Here is a 17006-nt window from a genome sequence, read left to right as displayed (position 1 = left end):
TGGCCCCGATGAGTCGGGCAGCCTCTGAGGTGCATTGACGAGAGTCCCGTGAGAGGGGCGCCGACCACGTGTCGGCGCCCCTCTTCGCGTGGGACTCTCTTCCGCCGGACGCACCGACGAGCGGACGAGCGACGCTCAGGGCCGGCGGGCCTTGCCCATCGCCTCCGTGAACGTCGCCGGGTCGTCCTCGAAACCGTGGATTCCGGAGCGGAACTCCCACGTGCTCGATCCCTCGCGTACGAACTCCGCGACCGTGGCCGCCGTCGCCCCGAGGACGCCGCCGAAGTCGTCCTCGGCCATGACGGTGTAGCCCTCACGGATGCGCAGGGCAGGATTTATGACGCTGACAAAGGTGCGCTGCGCGGGGCGCTGCTGGATGGCGACACCGACCATCACGCGCGCGTACCGGTCGTCGAGCCTGTCCAGCTCCACGGTCAGGACCTCGTCCCAGCCGAAGCCCTTGCCGTCCTGGCTGTCCCGATTGAGATATATCGTGCCGTCGGGAGAGCGGCTGTCGAAATGCACCACATAGGCCGGATCGCCGTACGGATCGCTCGCCAGATAGGTTGCGGCGACGAGATCCAGGTCGGTGGGCGGATCACCCGCCGGACTCGGATCCCACTTGAGCGAGATCTCGACTTTCCGGATCCCCTTGTTGATGGCGTTCACCGGGCTTCCCCTTCCCCGTCGCGCTTGTGGCTAAGCCTGAACTGCCCAGCAGGCAAGGCCGGTTGTCCATCCTGCCACGCACGCGGCAACGTACGCTCAAGAGCTCTCCTGTCGAGCGTGACCGGCGCCACGCCCCGTGGCCTTACCATGGCGCGGTGCTGGTCAAGTGGATTCGCTGCACCGTGGTGGACCGCCGCGGTTTCGAGCGGGGGCAGCGAAAGTGGGCGGGGCTTCCGGGGGAGCCGGGATTTCGGGGGCAGGGTGGTGGTTGGAGCCGGGGGCGGCAGGGGGTCGCGCACGTCTTCTCGTTCTGGGAGAGCCGTTCCTTCTACGACTCCTTCATGGCGCGTTCCCACGACAGGCTGGCCGCGGCCCAGTCGGGCACCTACAAGGACATGCAGGTCAAACTCTTCGATTACCGCTTCGACGTAAAGACCGGCTTCGAGCCGCGCTTCACTGACGCGGACCTTGTCCGAGTGGCGCACTGTCGTGTCCACGAAGACCGAGCCGAGCACTTCATGCTCATGCAGGAGAAGGTCTGGAACCCGGCGATGGCCGGCTCCCCGGGCATGATCCGTGGGCTTTTCGGTGAGGCGCCGGGCCATGAGTTCCTGGTGCTGTCGATGTGGCGGTCGGCCGCGGAGCACGGCAAGTACCGCACGGAACGTGTGGAGCGACTTGCGCTGCGTGCCCAGACGGAGGCCGACGTCGCGGCCCTCACGGGCGACATCGTCCAGCTCGAATCGACCTGGACGGTTTGAATTCCGGACCCACTATTGGTGCCTCCTGGTGCCTCCTGGCGCGGCCGCTGGTGCAGGAAATGTGTGACCTACGCCTTATGAGGCCCGCCCGAGTCCACGATCGGCCCTCAACCGATCTAGGGTTTTGGCATGGCACGACCACGGCGCATCGTCCTTGTCCGGCACGGCGAGTCAACGGGCAATGTTGATGACACCGTGTACGAGCGTGAGCCCGACCATGCTCTGGCCCTTACCGAGCGCGGCTGGCGCCAGGCCGAGGAGACGGGCAAACGGCTGCGGGAGGTGTTCGGCCGCGAGCGGGTCAGCGTCTACGTCTCGCCCTACCGCCGCACCCACGAAACGCTGCGCGCCTTCCACCTGGATCCCGAGGTGATACGCGTGCGCGAGGAGCCCCGGCTGCGTGAGCAGGACTGGGGAAACTGGCAGGACTGCGACGACGTACGCCTCCAGAAGTCCTACCGGGACGCCTACGGCCACTTCTTCTACCGCTTCGCCCAGGGGGAGTCCGGCGCCGACGTGTACGACCGGGTCGGCGGATTCCTGGAGAGCCTGTTCCGCAGTTTCGAGGCGCCCGACCATCCACCGAACGTGCTGCTGGTGACCCACGGGCTGGCGATGCGCTTGTTCTGCATGCGCTGGTTCCACTGGACGGTCGCGGAATTCGAGTCGCTGTCGAACCCGGGGAACGCGGAGATGCGGATGCTCGTTCTCGGGGACGACGGCAAGTACACGCTTGACCGGCCTTTCGAACGCTGGCGAGATCCGGAACCGTACGGGATCACCGGATAGAGTGGCAGAGCGATGACCGCTGATTCCTCCCCCGAAGGGCGCCTGGACCGCGCCCTCGCCAGCCTGCGCGGACTCGCGGTGGGAGACGCGCTGGGCTCGCAGTTCTTCGTTCCGGTGAACTACCCGCTGCTGAAGCGCCGTGAGCTGCCGTCCGGCCCCTGGCAGTGGACCGACGACACGGAGATGGCCTGCTCCGTGGTCGCAGTCCTGGCCGCCCACCACCGCATCGACCAGGACGCTCTGGCCCGCTCCTTCGCCGAGCACCATGACTTCGACCGGGGCTACGGCCCCGCGGTCAACCGGCTGCTGCGCCTGGTCCGGGAGGGCGGTGACTGGCGCGAGCTGTCGGCCGCGCTCTTCAACGGGCAGGGTTCCTGGGGCAACGGCGCCGCGATGCGGATCGCACCGCTGGGTGCCTGGTACGCGGACGACCCGGAGCAGGCGACACACCAGGCCGAGATCTCGGCCTACCCCACGCATCAGCACCGCGAGGCCGTCGTCGGTGCCATGGCAGTCGCCGCGGCTGCCGCACTGGCCGCCGCTCCCGGCGGTCCGCCCAGCCCCGAATCGCTCCTCGATGACGTCATCGCTCTCATCCCGAAGAGCGCGGTCGGAGCAGGCCTACGGCGTGCGCGGGACATGCTCGACTACGCCGACGCGGCCACCGTCGCGGCTGTACTGGGCTGCGGACGACGTACGACGGCCCACGACACCGTGCCCTTCGCCCTCTGGTCGGCCGCGCGTGCCCTCGGCGACTATGAGCGGGCCTTCTGGGCGACCGCGCAGGTCGGCGGCGACGTGGACACCACGTGCGCGATCGTGGGCGGCGTGATCGGTTCGGGGAAGGCGGGGGCGGTGCCTGCCGAGTGGGCGGAGCGGACCGAGGCACTCCCGGAGTGGGCGCCGACGGCGGCGTAGCCCCGTTCAGCCGTCCGGGTCGGAACCTTGCGGGTACGCCCGCGGACTTTCCTTGACTTTCTGTGCTTGATGGGAACTCTGTGTAATCGCCGGCCCGTTGTCATGGCAGTTGATGTGCGACCGCTGGGGTCGGACACGCAGGTGTCACGCGAGGGGTGCAGGGGGTGGAGCGATGGGGTTCATGTCGGTGTTGGGCATGCTGTTCGTCTCGGCGGCTGCCGCGTGGGGCGGGCTTCTTATCTCCCGCCCCAGCGGCGCCGGCCGGACGCGGGGCGTCGTCAGGGTGGTGCGGATGGCCGGCTCGTCCTCCTTGCCGTTGGTCCCCCGGACGTTGTCCGGCCATCCGTGGCCCTTCGAGTGCCCCGCTGTGCCAGCCGGTTCAGCCGGCCATCGGACCCGCCGTCCCTGCGAGGGCGTCCAGGTCGCTCTTGCGGACCCGGATGACGAACCAGGCGGTGGCCAGGGCGAGCACGGCCATCGCGGCGGCGGCCACGAAGCCCGTCGAGATGCCCTGGGCCAGCACTTCGTGTCCCCACGGTCCGGGCAACTGCTGTGTCTTGGCGAACTCCGCCTTCTGCTCGGCCGATCCCTCCGCCAGGAACTTCGGCAGCTGCTTTTCCGCCTCGTCCTTGCTGGCCGATCCGAAGACCGTCGTCAGGATGGACAGACCGAGCGAACCGCCCACCTGCTGGGTGGCGTTGAGGAGCCCCGACGCGGCCCCGGCCTCATGCTGGGCGACACCGGAGACCGCGGTGACCGTCAGTGTCACGAAGTTCAGGCCCATGCCGAAGCCGAACAGCAGCATCGGGCCGAGGACTCCGCCGACGTACGAGCTGTCGGCGCTGAGGAGGGTCTGCCAGGCCAGCCCGGTCGCCGTGAGCGCCGAGCCCACGAGCATGAACGGCTTGGGGCCGAGCACCGGCAGGAAACGCTGCGAGAGGCCTGCGCCGATGGCGATCACGACCGTCACCGGCAGGAAGGCGAGTCCGGCCTCGATCGGGCTGTACTGCAGCACGTTCTGCACGAACAGCACGATGTAGAAGAACATGCCGAACATCGCCGCGGCCAGGCTGAGCATGATCACGTAAGTGCCCGAGCGGTTGCGGTCGGCGAACATCCTGAGCGGGGTGATGGGCTCCTTGGCCCGCGACTCGATGAACGCGAAAGCCACCAGCAGGACCACCGCGGCGACGAAGGACCCGATGGTCAGGCTGTCGCGCCAGCCTTCGTCCGCCGCGCGGATGAAGCCGTACACCAGGGAGGCCATGCCCGCGGTCGAGGTCATTGCCCCCGCGATGTCGAAGCGTCCGGTGTGCCGCTCGGACTCGCTGATGTACAGCGGCGTGAGCACCGCTATCAGGACGCCTATCGGCACGTTGACGAAGAGCACCCACCGCCAGTCGAGCCATTCGGTGAGCATGCCGCCGGCGAGCAGTCCGATGGCGCCACCGCCTGCGGAGACGGCGGCGAAGACGCCGAACGCCCGGTTGCGCTCCGGGCCTTCGGGGAACGTCGTGGTGATGAGCGCCAGCGAGGTCGGCGACGCGATCGCGCCCCCCACGCCCTGGAGCACGCGGGCGGCCAGCAACTGCCAGGGCTCCTGCGCGAATCCGCCGAGCAGGGAAGCGAGGGTGAACAGCAGGATGCCGGCCATGAAGACCCGGCGACGGCCCAGAATGTCACCCGCGCGACCGCCGAGAAGCAGCAGGCCACCGAAGGTGAGCGTGTAGGCGCTGACGACCCACGTGAGGTCGGTGGTGCTGAAGTTGAGGGCATTTTGAATGTGCGGCAGAGCGATGTTCACAATCGTCGCGTCGAGTACCACCATGAGTTGGCAGGCCGCGATGACGGTGAGCGCGATGCCGGGATGCCCCTCCCGGCGGGCCGCACCTGGTTTCTGATCCTTGATCAACTGAGAGGTTGTCACTATGGGTCCCCCACAAGTGCCTTAGTGAACGCTCGCGTTCACTGTCGCGTCAACCGTAGTGAGTCCCCAGTAGTGAACGCAAGCGTTCACTTATGTTGTTGTCGTGCGGTCTGTCCCCCGCAGTTGCCGCGCAGAGCTCCTGTATCCCCGAAGTCCCTTCCCCGCTTGTTCGTTGGAGACGCTCAGATGGTTACCTCGCGCTGGACGGCCGCCCCCGCTCAGGCGGCCTCTCCCCGTCGCCGCGGCGCCGCGCTCGAACGCGCGATCCTCGATGCCGCGCTGGAGCAGCTCAGTACGGTCGGATGGAACGGCCTCACGATGGAGGGTGTCGCCGCGGGTGCCCAGACGGGGAAGGCCGCCGTCTATCGACGCTGGCCCTCCAAGGAGGATCTCGTCGCCGATGCGCTGCGGGCCGGGCTGCCGAACTTCGCGTCGGCTCCCGACCTGGGGGGTGTGCGCGAAGATCTGCTCGAGCTGTGCCGGCAGGCGCGGGATGCGATGTTCTCCCGGCCCGGTTTCGCGCTGCGGTCAGTGATTCACGAATGCGACAGCCTTCAGGCCGAGCGCTTTCATGGTGTGATCTTCGAGGGGGTCGTGGAGCCGACGATCGCGATGCTCCGGGAGGTCGTCAACCGTGGCATTGAGCGGGGGGAGGTGCGGGCTGATGCGGCGAACGGCTACGTCTTCGACGCCATTCCGGCCATGATGATGTACCGATCAAAGATGTGCATGAGCGAATGGAATGATCGAGACCTCGAGGAGATGGTCGATCAGTTGATGATTCCGCTGCTCCGCCCGACCGCTCGCTGAACCGTGGCTGGTCCGGCCCGGAGGGCGCTTCGGTGAACCAGGGTGTCGAAGCCGGTTCCGGGCGGCGTACGCTTAGGGCGCCATGCCGTACGAACCGCCTACTCACACCGTCGAGCGCTCCCTCCGAGCCACGACCGGAGCGAAGATCATTGCCGGTGTCGACGAGGTGGGGCGCGGTGCGTGGGCCGGCCCTGTCAGCGTCTGCGCCGCGATCACCGGACTGCGCCGACCACCCGAAGGCCTCACCGACTCCAAGCTGCTCACCGTCAAGCGGCGCACCGAGCTCGCCGACCTGCTGCGGACGTGGGTGACCTCGTACGCCCTCGGGCACGCCTCTCCGGAGGAGATTGACGCCCTGGGGATGACTGCCGCGTTGCGGCTCGCCGCGGTGCGTGCCCTGGAGGCCCTGCCGGTCCGGCCCGACGCGGTGATCCTCGACGGGAAGCACGACTATCTCGGGAACCCCTGGAGGGTCCGGACGGTCATCAAGGGTGACCAGTCGTGCGTGGCGGTCGCAGCGGCATCGGTGATCGCCAAGGTGCAGCGCGACAAAATGATGGCCGAACTGGGTATCGACCATGCAGACTTCGGTTTTGCGGACAACGCCGGGTACCCGTCGCCCGTGCACAAGGCCGCACTGGCGGAGCGGGGACCTACCCCGTACCACCGGTTGTCGTGGGCGTATCTTGATGCGCTGCCCCAGTGGCGGCACCTCAAGAAGGTCCGCAGTTGGGTGGAAGGAAGCGTTCCGGAGATCGAGGGGCAGCTCGGCTTCGACTTCTGACGATTCCGCTCGCACTTGTGTGCCACCCGGCCATGCGAGCCGCACCTGCGTTTGATAAAAATCAGCTCATGCCTCTCATTCCCGAGGAGCCTCAGATTCACGAGAGTGCCCAGGGTCCCCGCGCCACGCCGGCCAACGGCCGCACCGCGCCGACCCCTCGTCCCGTACCCGGCCCCCGCCCCGCGGCTCCGTCGCGTCCCGGCCGACCCGGGCCTGTGCGGCCCGCGCCGCCGGTGCAACGTTCGCCGCGTGACGTGGCCGTGGCCAAGCCCGGACCGTCGGGTCCGGCTGCTCCCGCCGCCTCCGCTCCGGCTGCGGCGACCCCGCAGATCCAGCTGATCCCGGCCTCGCTCGAGGGCGCGCTCGACGCTGCCGAGGAAGCCGTCGACCTGCTCCTGGAGTCGGGCCGCGCCCCCAGCGACGTGCTGGTAATCACCACCGGCGAACAGCACCCGTGGGCCGCCCACGAGCTGTCCTTCGGTGAAGCGTCCTACTGGGCGCAGCACGACGCCGGTGACGACGTCTTCTACGCCGATGCCTCCGTCGCGGGTCGTGCCGCGTCGCGTCCCGTGGTCGTGGTGGCCGTCAACGGCGGTCCCGAAACCGCGGCCGCCAACGCCCTGCCTCTGGCCCTCGGCCGGGCCGGCGCCCTGCTGATCGTTTGCGGTGACCCGCAGCGGATCAACTCGGTGCTGGGCGCGGGCGTCTGAGTCGTTCCGGCTCGTCCTGGAGGGACACTCCGCAGGACACCGGGGGGATGGGGCGTCGATCTGGCGGCGTCTGCACGGCGGGCATTCCGGCGTGCGCGGACGAGTCGAAGGGGCGCGCTGGGTGCAGGCCCGTCGGGTCGGGACCGGGATGTGAGTCCACGCCGTACGGATGAGTCCGGCGTGGAGCGTCTCGCCGCGAGGGTCGGCCGAGCCCCGGGCGCATGTTGCTGCGGGGGTGCCAGTGCCGGGAAGCCCTGACTGGTTCACGACGTGAGCTGAGCGGGCTTTCGTTCGACGGCTGCTCGACGGCTACTTGGTCGCTGCTCGGTGGCGCTCGCAGCGGCTTGGCGGTTCGCGCCGGGTCGTCGTGTGCCTCGGGGGTCGTGCAGGATGGGGCCTGTCGCGGGGAGCCTGCGGCTCGGCAGTGCCGTCGCCGAAGGACTCCTGTCGGTGTCCTCAGCGAGCCGCTGCGCGCCGGAGGACCTCCGAGGCCGCACCGCCGGTGCGTGGCAGCGGGAGCGGTGACTCGGACGTGGCGAAGGGTTCCGGCGCCGAGTCCGTGCTGGGGCGGCGGCCGCCACGGCCCTCGCCGAGGACCTGCCAGCCGTCACGGGTCAGCGTGATGTACGCGCCGCAGCGCAGGCCGTGCAGGGTGCAGGCGTCCCGCAGGCCCCACATCCATGCGCCGTCCTCCTCCGTCCAACGAGCGTCGCCCTCGCGGCAGTAGAGCAGGACGGCGGTGCGCACGGGGGTGCGGCGCCGCAGGTCGTGCGGGATGACGCGGCGGAGCTGGGTGAGCAGCGCGTTGCGGAACATCCAGCCGTCCGCCGGGGACGGGCGACGCGCGAACGAGGCGCTCGCCCGCAGGCGATCGTCGGCGTCGAGGACGGCCACGATCGCGGTCGTCGGCCCTGGGCGGTGCCGGGAGTGCAGACCACTGACGACCTCGCGGGGATTACGCAGCAGCGGGATGCCCGCGGCGGCCCACTCCGCTGGTTCGAGCATGCGGGCCAGCGGGTTGGTGGATGCGGCGGACGGGTCGGCTGACGTCGACACGGATCCTGCAGAGGACGGAGCGAATCCGAAGGTCACGGTCCTCCCTTCGGCTACGCGCCCACACTGCGGGCGGGGTCGGAATCGGGGGAGCGCACGCCGCAGCAGAGCCCTACCGGATCACGGACGAGCCGTGCGGGGAGCGGACTTCAATTCTTCCTGCCGAACCTGAATGCGGCAACGAGCAATTGGGGCCACCGACCGATATCTGGTGGTGCGAGGGTTATATCCCTACCCAGCGCGTCACTGTGCGACGCATGGGGCGACCTGCACAACCAGGTCTTTGACGCTCGCCGCGCTCCGTCGACGGTCCGTGAGCGCCTGTCGCTCCGGGTGAGGTGGCTGATTGTCAGTGGCATCGGGTTGCATGGAGGCATGGACGATCTGGAGCTCCGTACCGAAGCCGATGCCATCCTCGCCGAGCTTGTCGGCGCCCCGGGCGGTTCGGCCCGGCTGCGGGAGGACCAGTGGCAGGCGGTGGCGGCCCTGGTGGAGGAGCGCCGACGTGCCCTGGTGGTGCAGCGCACGGGCTGGGGCAAGTCGGCGGTGTACTTCGTCGCCACCGCTCTGCTGCGCCGGCGTGGTGCCGGCCCGACCGTGATCGTCTCGCCCCTGCTCGCGTTGATGCGTAACCAGGTCGAGTCGGCGGCGCGGGCCGGTATCCAGGCCCGGACGATCAACTCCGCCAATCCCGAGGAATGGGACACCATCTACGAGGAGGTCGAGCGCGGTGAGACCGACGTACTCCTCGTGAGCCCGGAGCGCCTCAATTCCGTGGACTTCCGCGAGCAGTTGCTGCCCAAGCTCGCTGCCACGACCGGCCTTCTGGTGGTCGACGAGGCGCACTGCATCTCCGACTGGGGCCACGACTTCCGGCCCGACTACCGCCGACTCCGGGCGATGCTCGCCGCGCTCGCCCCCGGGGTTCCGGTGCTGGCGACCACGGCGACCGCCAATGCCCGAGTGACCGCGGACGTCGCCGAGCAACTGGGTACCGGCGTGGGTGAGGCCCTGGTGCTGCGCGGCTCGCTGGAACGGGAGAGCCTGCGGCTGGGTGTGGTGCAGCTGCCGGACGCCGCACACCGTCTGGCCTGGCTGGCCGAGCACCTGGACGAGCTGCAGGGTTCCGGGATCATTTACGTGCTCACGGTGGCCGCGGCCGAGGAGGCCACCGCGTTCCTGCGGCAGCGCGGCTTCCAGGTGGCCTCTTACACTGGGCGCACGGAGAACGCGGACCGGCTGCAGGCCGAGTCCGACCTGCTGGCGAACCGGGTCAAGGCGCTGGTCGCCACGTCGGCGCTGGGCATGGGGTTCGACAAGCCGGACCTGGGCTTTGTGGTTCACCTCGGCTCGCCGTCCTCGCCGATCGCCTACTACCAGCAGGTCGGCCGCGCCGGCCGCGGCGTCGAACACGCGGACGTGCTGCTGTTGCCCGGCAAGGAGGACGAGGCCATCTGGCGCTACTTCGCCGATACGGCCTTCCCGCCCGAGGCGCAGGTCCGCCAGACGCTCTCGGCGCTTGCGGAGGCGGGACGCCCGCTGTCGGTGCCGGCCCTGGAAGCGGCGGTGGATCTTCGGCGTACCCGGCTGGAGACCATGCTCAAGGTCCTCGACGTGGACGGGGCGGTCAAGCGGGTCAAGGGCGGCTGGATCTCCACCGGTGAGCGATGGGTGTACGACGCTGAGCGGTACGCGTGGGTGGCACGGCAGCGAACGGCAGAGCAGCAGGCCATGCGCGAGTACGTGAGCACGACGCGGTGCCGGATGGAGTTCCTGCGCCGGCAGCTGGACGACGAGGGGGCCACCCCGTGCGGCCGCTGCGACAACTGCGCGGGCACCTGGATTGCTTCGTCGGTCTCGGCCGAGGCTCTGACGGGTGCGGCGAAGGAGCTGGATCGCCCGGGGACGGAGGTCGAGCCGCGCCGGATGTGGCCGACGGGGATGCCCGCGCTGGGCATCGACCTCAAGGGCCGTATCCCCGCCAAGGAGCAGTGCTCCCCCGGGCGGGCGCTGGGCCGGCTCTCCGACATCGGCTGGGGCAACCGCCTGCGGCCCCTGCTGGCCGAGAACGCGCCCGACGGTCCGGTCCCCGACGACGTCCTGCAGGCCGCGGTCGCGGTCCTCGCCGACTGGGCGCGCTCACCCGGTGGCTGGGCGCCGAACGTGCCGGACGCCTCTGCCCGGCCGGTGGGAGTCGTTGCCGTACCGTCCCTGGCCCGGCCGCAACTGGTCGGTTCCCTCGCCCAGGGCATCGCGACCATCGGCCGCCTCCCGTATCTGGGAAACCTGACGTACACGGGGCCGGGTGGCGCCCATGCGGCACGGCGCAGCAACTCCGCGCAACGCCTGCGGACACTCGCCGACACGTTCGCCGTCTCCGAGGAACTGGCCGCTGCCCTGGCAGGCTCCCCGGGGCCTGTCCTGCTCGTGGACGACTACACGGACTCGGGCTGGACCCTCGCAGTCGCCGCCCGCCTCCTGCGCCGGTCCGGCAGCGAAGCGGTTCTTCCTCTGGTCCTCGCTGCGGCGGGATGAGCTGCCCTGGGGGTTGTGGTGGAGACAGGCGGTGATGGGCGGCGCCGAGCGATTCGGCCGTGGCAAGGGCTTTGCCGGCGTGCGCTGCCGGTGACGTTTGCCTGAGGGAAGCCGGTGAGGTCGCCTGACGGCGAGCGCGGGCCGCCGTGGTGGTCCGGGTTCGGTCAGGAGCCGGGCGCGTGCGTGGGGGTGGCGATTCGGTCCCACATCCAGGTGAGGTTGGAGTACATCGGCCAGTGCGGGCTGCGCAGAACCTGTGCCAGCTTGATTCCGTTCGCCGTGAGTTCGGAAGGTAGGGCAGGGACGCGTGCTGCGCTCCGGAGTGAACGGCGCCGCGCGTCCCATGGATGACGCCGCGCGCCAGTGAATTCCGGCGCGCACCAGCGCACGGCCTTGAATGGCGTCGCGCACCAGCACACGGAACTTGAATGACGTCGCGCACCAGCACACGGAACTTGAATGACGCCGCGCACCAGCGCACGGCATTGCGCATCTCCGAGCGGATTGTCGTGTCCCTGGTCGGACTTATCCACAGGGTCAAGCGGAACATTGTGATCCGGGAGATCGTCTGTCGCATGACGAATCACAGCGAAGCGACTGGCTTTTCCGAGAGCGACGACGCCGGGCGCGGCGAACAGCCCCTCGCCCCTGGGACAACCGACCCCAACGAAGAGGGACTGCCCGAGCATCAGGTCACTCTTCGCACCCCGGCCGAACTCGCCGATGCGCTGCCGTATCTCCTTGGCTACCGCCCCGAGGACAGCATCGTCCTCGTCGCCCTGCACGACAGGGCAGGCCGGGGACGGTTCGGCGGCCGAGCGCGGCTCGGCATTCCCGCGAGTGCGGACGACTGGGACTCCGCCGCCCGGCAGTTGGCCCACGGCCTCGTGACGGGCAGCGAGCGCAGGGGAGTCCGGCCGGAGCAGATGGTGGCCTTCCTCTGCCAGGAACCGGCCAAGGGCGAGACGGGCCGCCAGGTCATGGAACGGCTGCGACCACTGGCCCAGAAGATGCGTGTCGCCTGCGGCAATCTGGATGTGCCGGTGATCGAGGCCCTGTGCATCTCGGACGGCCGCTTCTGGTCGTACTGCTGCGACCGCGCCGAGTGTTGCCCGCCCGAGGGCCGTCCGATGGGCCTGCCCGGTACGTCCGTGCTGGCCGCCGCGGCCACGTACGCCGGAGTGCAGGTGCGTGGCACGCTGCGCGAGTTGCGGGCCAGGTTGCTGCCTTGGGAGACCGCGGGCGTCCCGGAGCAGGAGGCCGCCCTGGACAGGGTCGGCGTGGAGTTGGTCACCAGGATCCTGGACGATTCGAAACGCGCTGGCGTGGCGGAGGAGACGCTGGAGCTGGCGGAGCGGCTCAGGTGCCGGTTCGCCGAGGCTCCACCTGTGTCCGGAACGCTCACCTCGGATCTCCGTGATGACGGGCTGCTCGGTCACGACGAAGCCGCGAGGCTCATTCTGGGTCTGCAGGACCGTGCGACCCGCGACCGCGCGGCCGAGTGGATGGAGGGCGACGAGGCTGCTCCGGCGCTCCGACTCTGGCGGGCACTGGCCCGCCGCTGTGTCGGACCGTACAGCGAGCACGCAGCGGCGCCCCTCACCCTCGCCGGCTGGGTCGCCTGGTCCACCGGCGATCAGCTGGAGGCCCGAGAGGCCCTCGCCATGGCACTCGGCGTCGACTGCGACTACCTCTTCGCCCGTCTGCTGCATCAGGCCTGCAATGAGGGGCTGGACCCCGAGTCGATCCGCCGCTGCCTGCGCGCAGAACGCGTGAGCCGTGAGCAGGAGCACACAGGGCAGCTCGACCAGCCGGAGCACGTCGAAGAGCCGGTGCGGGGTGACGGGGTGGTGTGCTCGCCGAAGTCTGGGGACGGTGCCGGTCGCCGATCCCGGCAGATGGCGGGTGCTGCCTGCAGCCAGCCTCGATCAGCCAGGGGCACCGGGCGGAACCCGGGGGAGCGGGGCGAGAGGGGGTCGCGTGTCGCGCGTCCTCGTGCGTCGGCGGGAAGCCGACCCGGTGCCGTGCAGCCGGGCGGCACGGCCCCGGGGAGCTCGAAGGGTTCGGCTCCACGTACGTCGAGGAAGAGCGCCCCTCGCCGGAGTGGGCCCCGTCCGGACGGCCTGCGCCCCGGAGGAGCCGGCGGGGAGGGGGACGCGTGAGGACTCGAGGGCGTAGCGCCGACCGAGATCGTGGAAGCGTTGGCAACTACTTGCGGCGCTGCTTGGGCGGGGGTGTCATGCGGAGCCTGAGCCGCGCGGGCGGGGACACCGTAAAGGGGCTCAGCTGCGTGGGCGGAGGCGCCGTGGAGGGGCTCAGCTGCGTGGGCGGAGGCGCCGTGGAGGGGCTCAGCTGCGTGGGCGGGGGCGCCGTGGTAGGGCTCAGCTGCCCGGGCCGGAACGCCTTGGAGGGCCCCAGCTGCGCCGGCCGAGCCAAGCAACCCGGCCAACGCGGAGACACTCCGGTGGAGTTACTCGGTCACGGGCGTGACCTGGAGGGATCTGCCCCCGTTCACCTGAGTGGCGGAACGCCTGAACCGGCCGTGCCGCCGCACCGCCCCTGTCACTCCGGGTCCCCCAGCCGGCGCCGCACACGCCCGCGGCGCACAGAGCGCAGAGGAAGCCGCCCCATGCCACAGTCGACTCCGGTGCAGGCGCCGATCCCGGTGCCCCCGCCGACGCCGATGCCACCGTCGACTCCGGCCTCCCGTGCCGTGGACGATTGCCCGACACCTGGCGGACTGGTGCCGTCCCAACGGCTGGATGCGGGGCTGCCTCCGGCCGAGGCCGATACGGGGCGGCGCACGCCCGGGGGCCCGAGCGATACCCCTCGACGCGATGCCTCTCGGAACGCCGAGCTAGGCGGTGCAACTCGAAGCGCCCATGGCGGCGACGGCTCTCGGACCGCGGAGCGCGGCAGTGCACCTCGGACCGCCGAGTACCCCGATGCCCCTCGCCGGGCGGACTACGCCGACGCCGCTCGCCGCCAGGACTACGCCGATGCCCTCCGCCGCGCGGACTACGGCAACACCCCGCGACGCTCCGAGCTCTCCAACAGGCCGACGACCCAGACCCCGTCGTCCACGACGCCCACACACCAGAGCCCTGCAACGCCGCCAACTCCCGACCACGCACGGCGCGCGTCCGGGCCTCCAGGCATCCCCTCGTCACCTCAGCCGCCAACGACACCAACCACATCACCCCCACGTCGGTCAGACCTGCCTCCCACCCACAACGCCCTCATCTGCGTAGCCCTGCCTGGCCTCGCCATGTCGACGGACCAGGGGCAGTTGACGGGCCGTGGTCTCGACGGTTTCTACCGCGTGGGTCGTCGCATGCTCTCGCGCTGTCAGATCCGTGTGGCCGGGCGTGAGCCGCTCGCCGTGCAGGCCCGGATGACCGGGGCCGACCGCGCCCGGTTCGTGGGCACACTGCGCAGTTCCCCGCAGGCAGGCCCCGACCCTGACGTCGTCGTCGAGCGAACCCGTCACGCGGACGGCACCGAGCGGATCACGCTGCACAGCGCGGCGGCCCGCCCTCTGCGTCTGCCGGTCGAGGTCGCCCTGGGCACGGACCTGGCCGACCTCGGTGCGATCGCGAGCGGCACCGCGGGACCGGAACTCCCCGCTACCGTCCACGACTGCGGCCTGCGCTGGTCGTCCGCCAAGGGGAGCTCGGCAGTGACGGCCGACCCCCCGCCCGCCGACGCGCTGGCCTCGGCCGGGCTGCTGCGCTGGGAGTTCGTACTGCCCCCGGGTGGCAGCGCGACTATCGAGCTCCGGGTGCGGACGGACGGTGCCGGACCCGTGCGTGCCGTGGGCAGAGCAGCGACCAGCCCGCTGGCGCCGGCGCGTGCTGCAGGCGACGACCCCGGGGTGGAGGCGCTGCTGCGGACGAGCCTCGAGGACCTCCAGGCCCTCCTGCTGCGCGACCCGGCCCACCCCTCCGACATCCACCTGGCCGCGGGGGCGCCGTGGCGCTGTGGCCTGGCCCCGGCCGAGGCCCTCGCCGCCGCCCGGATGACGCTGCCTCTGGGCACCCGGCTCGCCGCAGGCACGCTGCGCACACTCGCTCGTACCCAACTCCGGGGCCAGGGACAGCAGTCCGGCATGATCCCCGCGCCGATGAGGGACGCCGGCACCCATCTGCCACCGGGCTGCACAGGCACGGAGGCCACGCTGCTCTTCCCTGCCCTGCTAGCGGAGGCCCGACGCTGGGGGCTGCCCGAGCCCGAGACCGAGGAACTCCTCCCGGCGGCAGAGCGGTGTCTGACCTGGCTGCGGACCAGCGTGGGCGACGGCACATATCTGCCCGACCCGCAGCCCGGCGGTCCCGTCCGCTGCGAGACCCAGGCCCACGCCCATCGCGCGGCACTGCTCGGTGCCGATCTGCTCGACGCCTTCGGCAGACCGGGGGGTGCCGAGCTGCGGCACTGGGCCGGGGCGCTGCGGCGGGTGTTCCGAGCGGACTTCTGGATCGACGACCTGGGCGGCGGCCGGCCCGCGGCAGCCCGGGCCCCGGACGGACGCCTCGTGCCGCATCTGGGCGCCGCCGCCGTCCATCTGCTCGACACCGGCCTGCTGGGCGGAGGTGAACAGGCGCCCGGCCTGCTCGACAGGGTGCAGACCGAGCAGCTCGCCCGGCTGCTCGGCGGTCCGGCCATGGACTCGGGCTGGGGCCTGCGCGGGCTGGGCGTGAAGGAGGCGGGACACAACCCGTTCGGTCACCGCAGTGGCGCGGTGCGGGTCCACGAGACGGCGCTCGCCGTCGCGGGCCTCGCCACGGCCGACTACGAGAAGGAGGCGAGCGCGCTGCTGAGAGGCGTCCTGGCCGCCGCTGCCGTGTTCGGCCACAGGCTGCCCGACATGTACGCGGGGGAGCGGCGCACCGACGGGAGTGCGCCCCTCCCGCATCCGGCGGCCTGCCACCCCGCGGCCACGGCGGCGGCAGCCGCAGTGGTGCTGCTGACCACGCTCGCGGGCATCCGCCCGGATGCTCCGGCGGGGACGGTCACACTGCGCCCCGTGCGCAGTGCGCCGCTGGGCGAGATCGTCCTGACCGGCCTTCGGGTCGCCGGGGCACCGTTCTCCGTACGTGTCAGCCGCCTGGGTCTCGCCATGGTTGAGGAGGCCGCCGACGGGCTGCAATTGAGGGCCTGACCTCGCACGACGCCCGACGGCACGACCTGGGGAGGGGCGGTGAGGCCCACACCGGGCCCGAATTGGATCAGTCATCGAAGAGGCCGACGAAGGGAGTGTTTATCGTCAAGCAGACGACTATGATCGCCGCATGCCCTACGACCCGTCAGCGTTTCCGCCTTTTGCCGTCACCGTGGACCTGGTCGTGCTGACCGTGCGCCGCCATGCCCTGTGCGCGCTGGCGGTGCGCAGGGGCGAACCGCCGTTCCAGGGGCGCTGGGCACTGCCGGGTGGGTTCGTACGGGCCGACGAGGACCTGGCGCAGGCAGCCGCGCGCGAGTTGGCCGAGGAGACCGGGCTGAGGGCCCACGACCCGGCTGTCCCGGCGCAGGACAACGGCGCCCACCTGGAGCAGCTCGCGACCTACGGTGACCCCAAGAGGGATCCGCGGATGAGGGTGGTCAGCGTTGCCCACCTGGCGCTGGCCCCCGACCTGCCGGCGCCCCGCGCAGGCGGCGACGCCAGCAACGCCCGCTGGGCGCCGGTCGACGAACTCCTGCAGCAGGGTGGTTACGGCCGCGACGGCGAACCGGTCGCACCGCTCGCCTTCGACCACGCACAGATCCTTTCCGACGGAGTGGAGCGCGCCCGCTCCAAGATCGAGTACTCGTCGCTGGCCACGGCGTTCTGCCCCACGGAGTTCACCGTCGGTGAGCTGCGCCGGGTCTACGAGGCCGTGTGGGGCGTGGCGCTCGACCCGCGCAACTTCCACCGCAAGGTGACGGGCACGCCGGGCTTCCTCGTCCCCACCGGCGGTACCACCACGCGCCAGGGCGGCCGTCCCGCTCAGCTTTTCCGCGCCGGCGGAGCCACGCTGCTCAACCCTCCGATGCTGCGGCCCGAGGTCTGATGC

At 70.7% G+C, this 17006-nt stretch carries 12 protein-coding genes and 1 pseudogene; 10 read left to right on the top strand and 3 right to left on the bottom strand.

What is annotated here, in order from left to right; translation table 11 throughout:
- Positions 1–135 precede the first annotated feature (135 nt).
- A pseudogene (locus OHT51_RS10755) lies at positions 136–675 on the bottom strand (TerD family protein); the annotation flags it as partial.
- A 149-nt stretch (positions 676–824) separates the two neighbouring features.
- Between OHT51_RS10755 and OHT51_RS10750 the strand changes: the two are divergent.
- The 3 genes from OHT51_RS10750 (at position 825) to OHT51_RS10740 (ending at position 3137) form a co-directional block, all read left to right on the top strand.
- Positions 825–1430 (top strand): YdbC family protein, encoded by a 606-nt coding sequence (locus tag OHT51_RS10750; protein ID WP_328884298.1) that lies wholly within the window; start codon positions 825–827, stop codon positions 1428–1430.
- A gap of 129 nt (positions 1431–1559) precedes the next feature.
- Positions 1560–2219 (top strand): histidine phosphatase family protein, encoded by a 660-nt coding sequence (locus tag OHT51_RS10745; protein WP_328878692.1) that lies wholly within the window; start codon positions 1560–1562, stop codon positions 2217–2219.
- Positions 2220–2231: 12 nt separating this feature from the next.
- Entirely contained in the window at positions 2232–3137 is a 906-nt protein-coding gene (locus tag OHT51_RS10740) for an ADP-ribosylglycohydrolase family protein (RefSeq protein WP_328878691.1), read from the top strand.
- Between the two features lie 379 nt (positions 3138–3516).
- On the opposite strand, the gene OHT51_RS10735 is transcribed toward OHT51_RS10740, so the two are convergent.
- Complete coding sequence (locus OHT51_RS10735; RefSeq protein WP_328878690.1) at positions 3517–5064, bottom strand: MFS transporter; 1548 nt, start codon at positions 5062–5064, stop codon at positions 3517–3519.
- Between the two features lie 186 nt (positions 5065–5250).
- On the opposite strand from OHT51_RS10735, the gene OHT51_RS10730 reads away from it, so the two are divergent.
- From OHT51_RS10730 to OHT51_RS10720, 3 genes are all read left to right on the top strand, one after another.
- A complete protein-coding gene (locus tag OHT51_RS10730) occupies positions 5251–5874 on the top strand; it encodes a TetR/AcrR family transcriptional regulator (RefSeq protein ID WP_328878689.1) in 624 nt (207 codons plus the stop codon).
- An 82-nt stretch (positions 5875–5956) separates the two neighbouring features.
- Positions 5957–6658 (top strand): ribonuclease HII, encoded by a 702-nt coding sequence (locus OHT51_RS10725; protein ID WP_328878688.1) that lies wholly within the window; start codon positions 5957–5959, stop codon positions 6656–6658.
- A gap of 68 nt (positions 6659–6726) precedes the next feature.
- Positions 6727–7368 (top strand): hypothetical protein, encoded by a 642-nt coding sequence (locus tag OHT51_RS10720; protein WP_328878687.1) that lies wholly within the window; start codon positions 6727–6729, stop codon positions 7366–7368.
- A gap of 456 nt (positions 7369–7824) precedes the next feature.
- Here the strand turns inward: OHT51_RS10720 and OHT51_RS10715 are convergent, their stop codons facing one another.
- Positions 7825–8460, bottom strand: a complete 636-nt coding sequence (locus tag OHT51_RS10715) for a hypothetical protein (RefSeq protein ID WP_328878686.1) — start codon at positions 8458–8460, stop codon at positions 7825–7827.
- A gap of 336 nt (positions 8461–8796) precedes the next feature.
- Between OHT51_RS10715 and OHT51_RS10710 the strand changes: the two genes are divergently transcribed.
- The 4 genes from OHT51_RS10710 to OHT51_RS10695 all read left to right on the top strand — a co-directional run bounded on the left by OHT51_RS10710 (position 8797) and on the right by OHT51_RS10695 (position 17003).
- The gene (locus tag OHT51_RS10710; protein WP_328878685.1) at positions 8797–10956 is read left to right on the top strand and encodes a RecQ family ATP-dependent DNA helicase; all 2160 of its coding nucleotides are present in this window, start codon (positions 8797–8799) and stop codon (positions 10954–10956) included.
- A gap of 575 nt (positions 10957–11531) precedes the next feature.
- On the top strand, positions 11532–13118 hold the full coding sequence (locus tag OHT51_RS10705; RefSeq protein WP_328878684.1) for a DUF4192 domain-containing protein: 1587 nt from the start codon (positions 11532–11534) through the stop codon (positions 13116–13118).
- Between the two features lie 1106 nt (positions 13119–14224).
- Positions 14225–16114: a glycogen debranching N-terminal domain-containing protein gene (locus OHT51_RS10700; protein ID WP_328878683.1), complete on the top strand. Its 1890-nt coding sequence runs from the start codon at positions 14225–14227 to the stop codon at positions 16112–16114.
- A gap of 130 nt (positions 16115–16244) precedes the next feature.
- Entirely contained in the window at positions 16245–17003 is a 759-nt protein-coding gene (locus tag OHT51_RS10695) for an NUDIX hydrolase (RefSeq protein WP_099931797.1), read from the top strand.
- The last annotated feature ends 3 nt before the right edge of the window (positions 17004–17006 follow it).

This window comes from Streptomyces sp. NBC_00299, from assembly GCF_036173045.1.
GTDB classification, from domain to species: domain Bacteria; phylum Actinomycetota; class Actinomycetes; order Streptomycetales; family Streptomycetaceae; genus Streptomyces; species Streptomyces machairae.
This window is presented reverse-complemented; position numbering and strand designations above follow the sequence as displayed.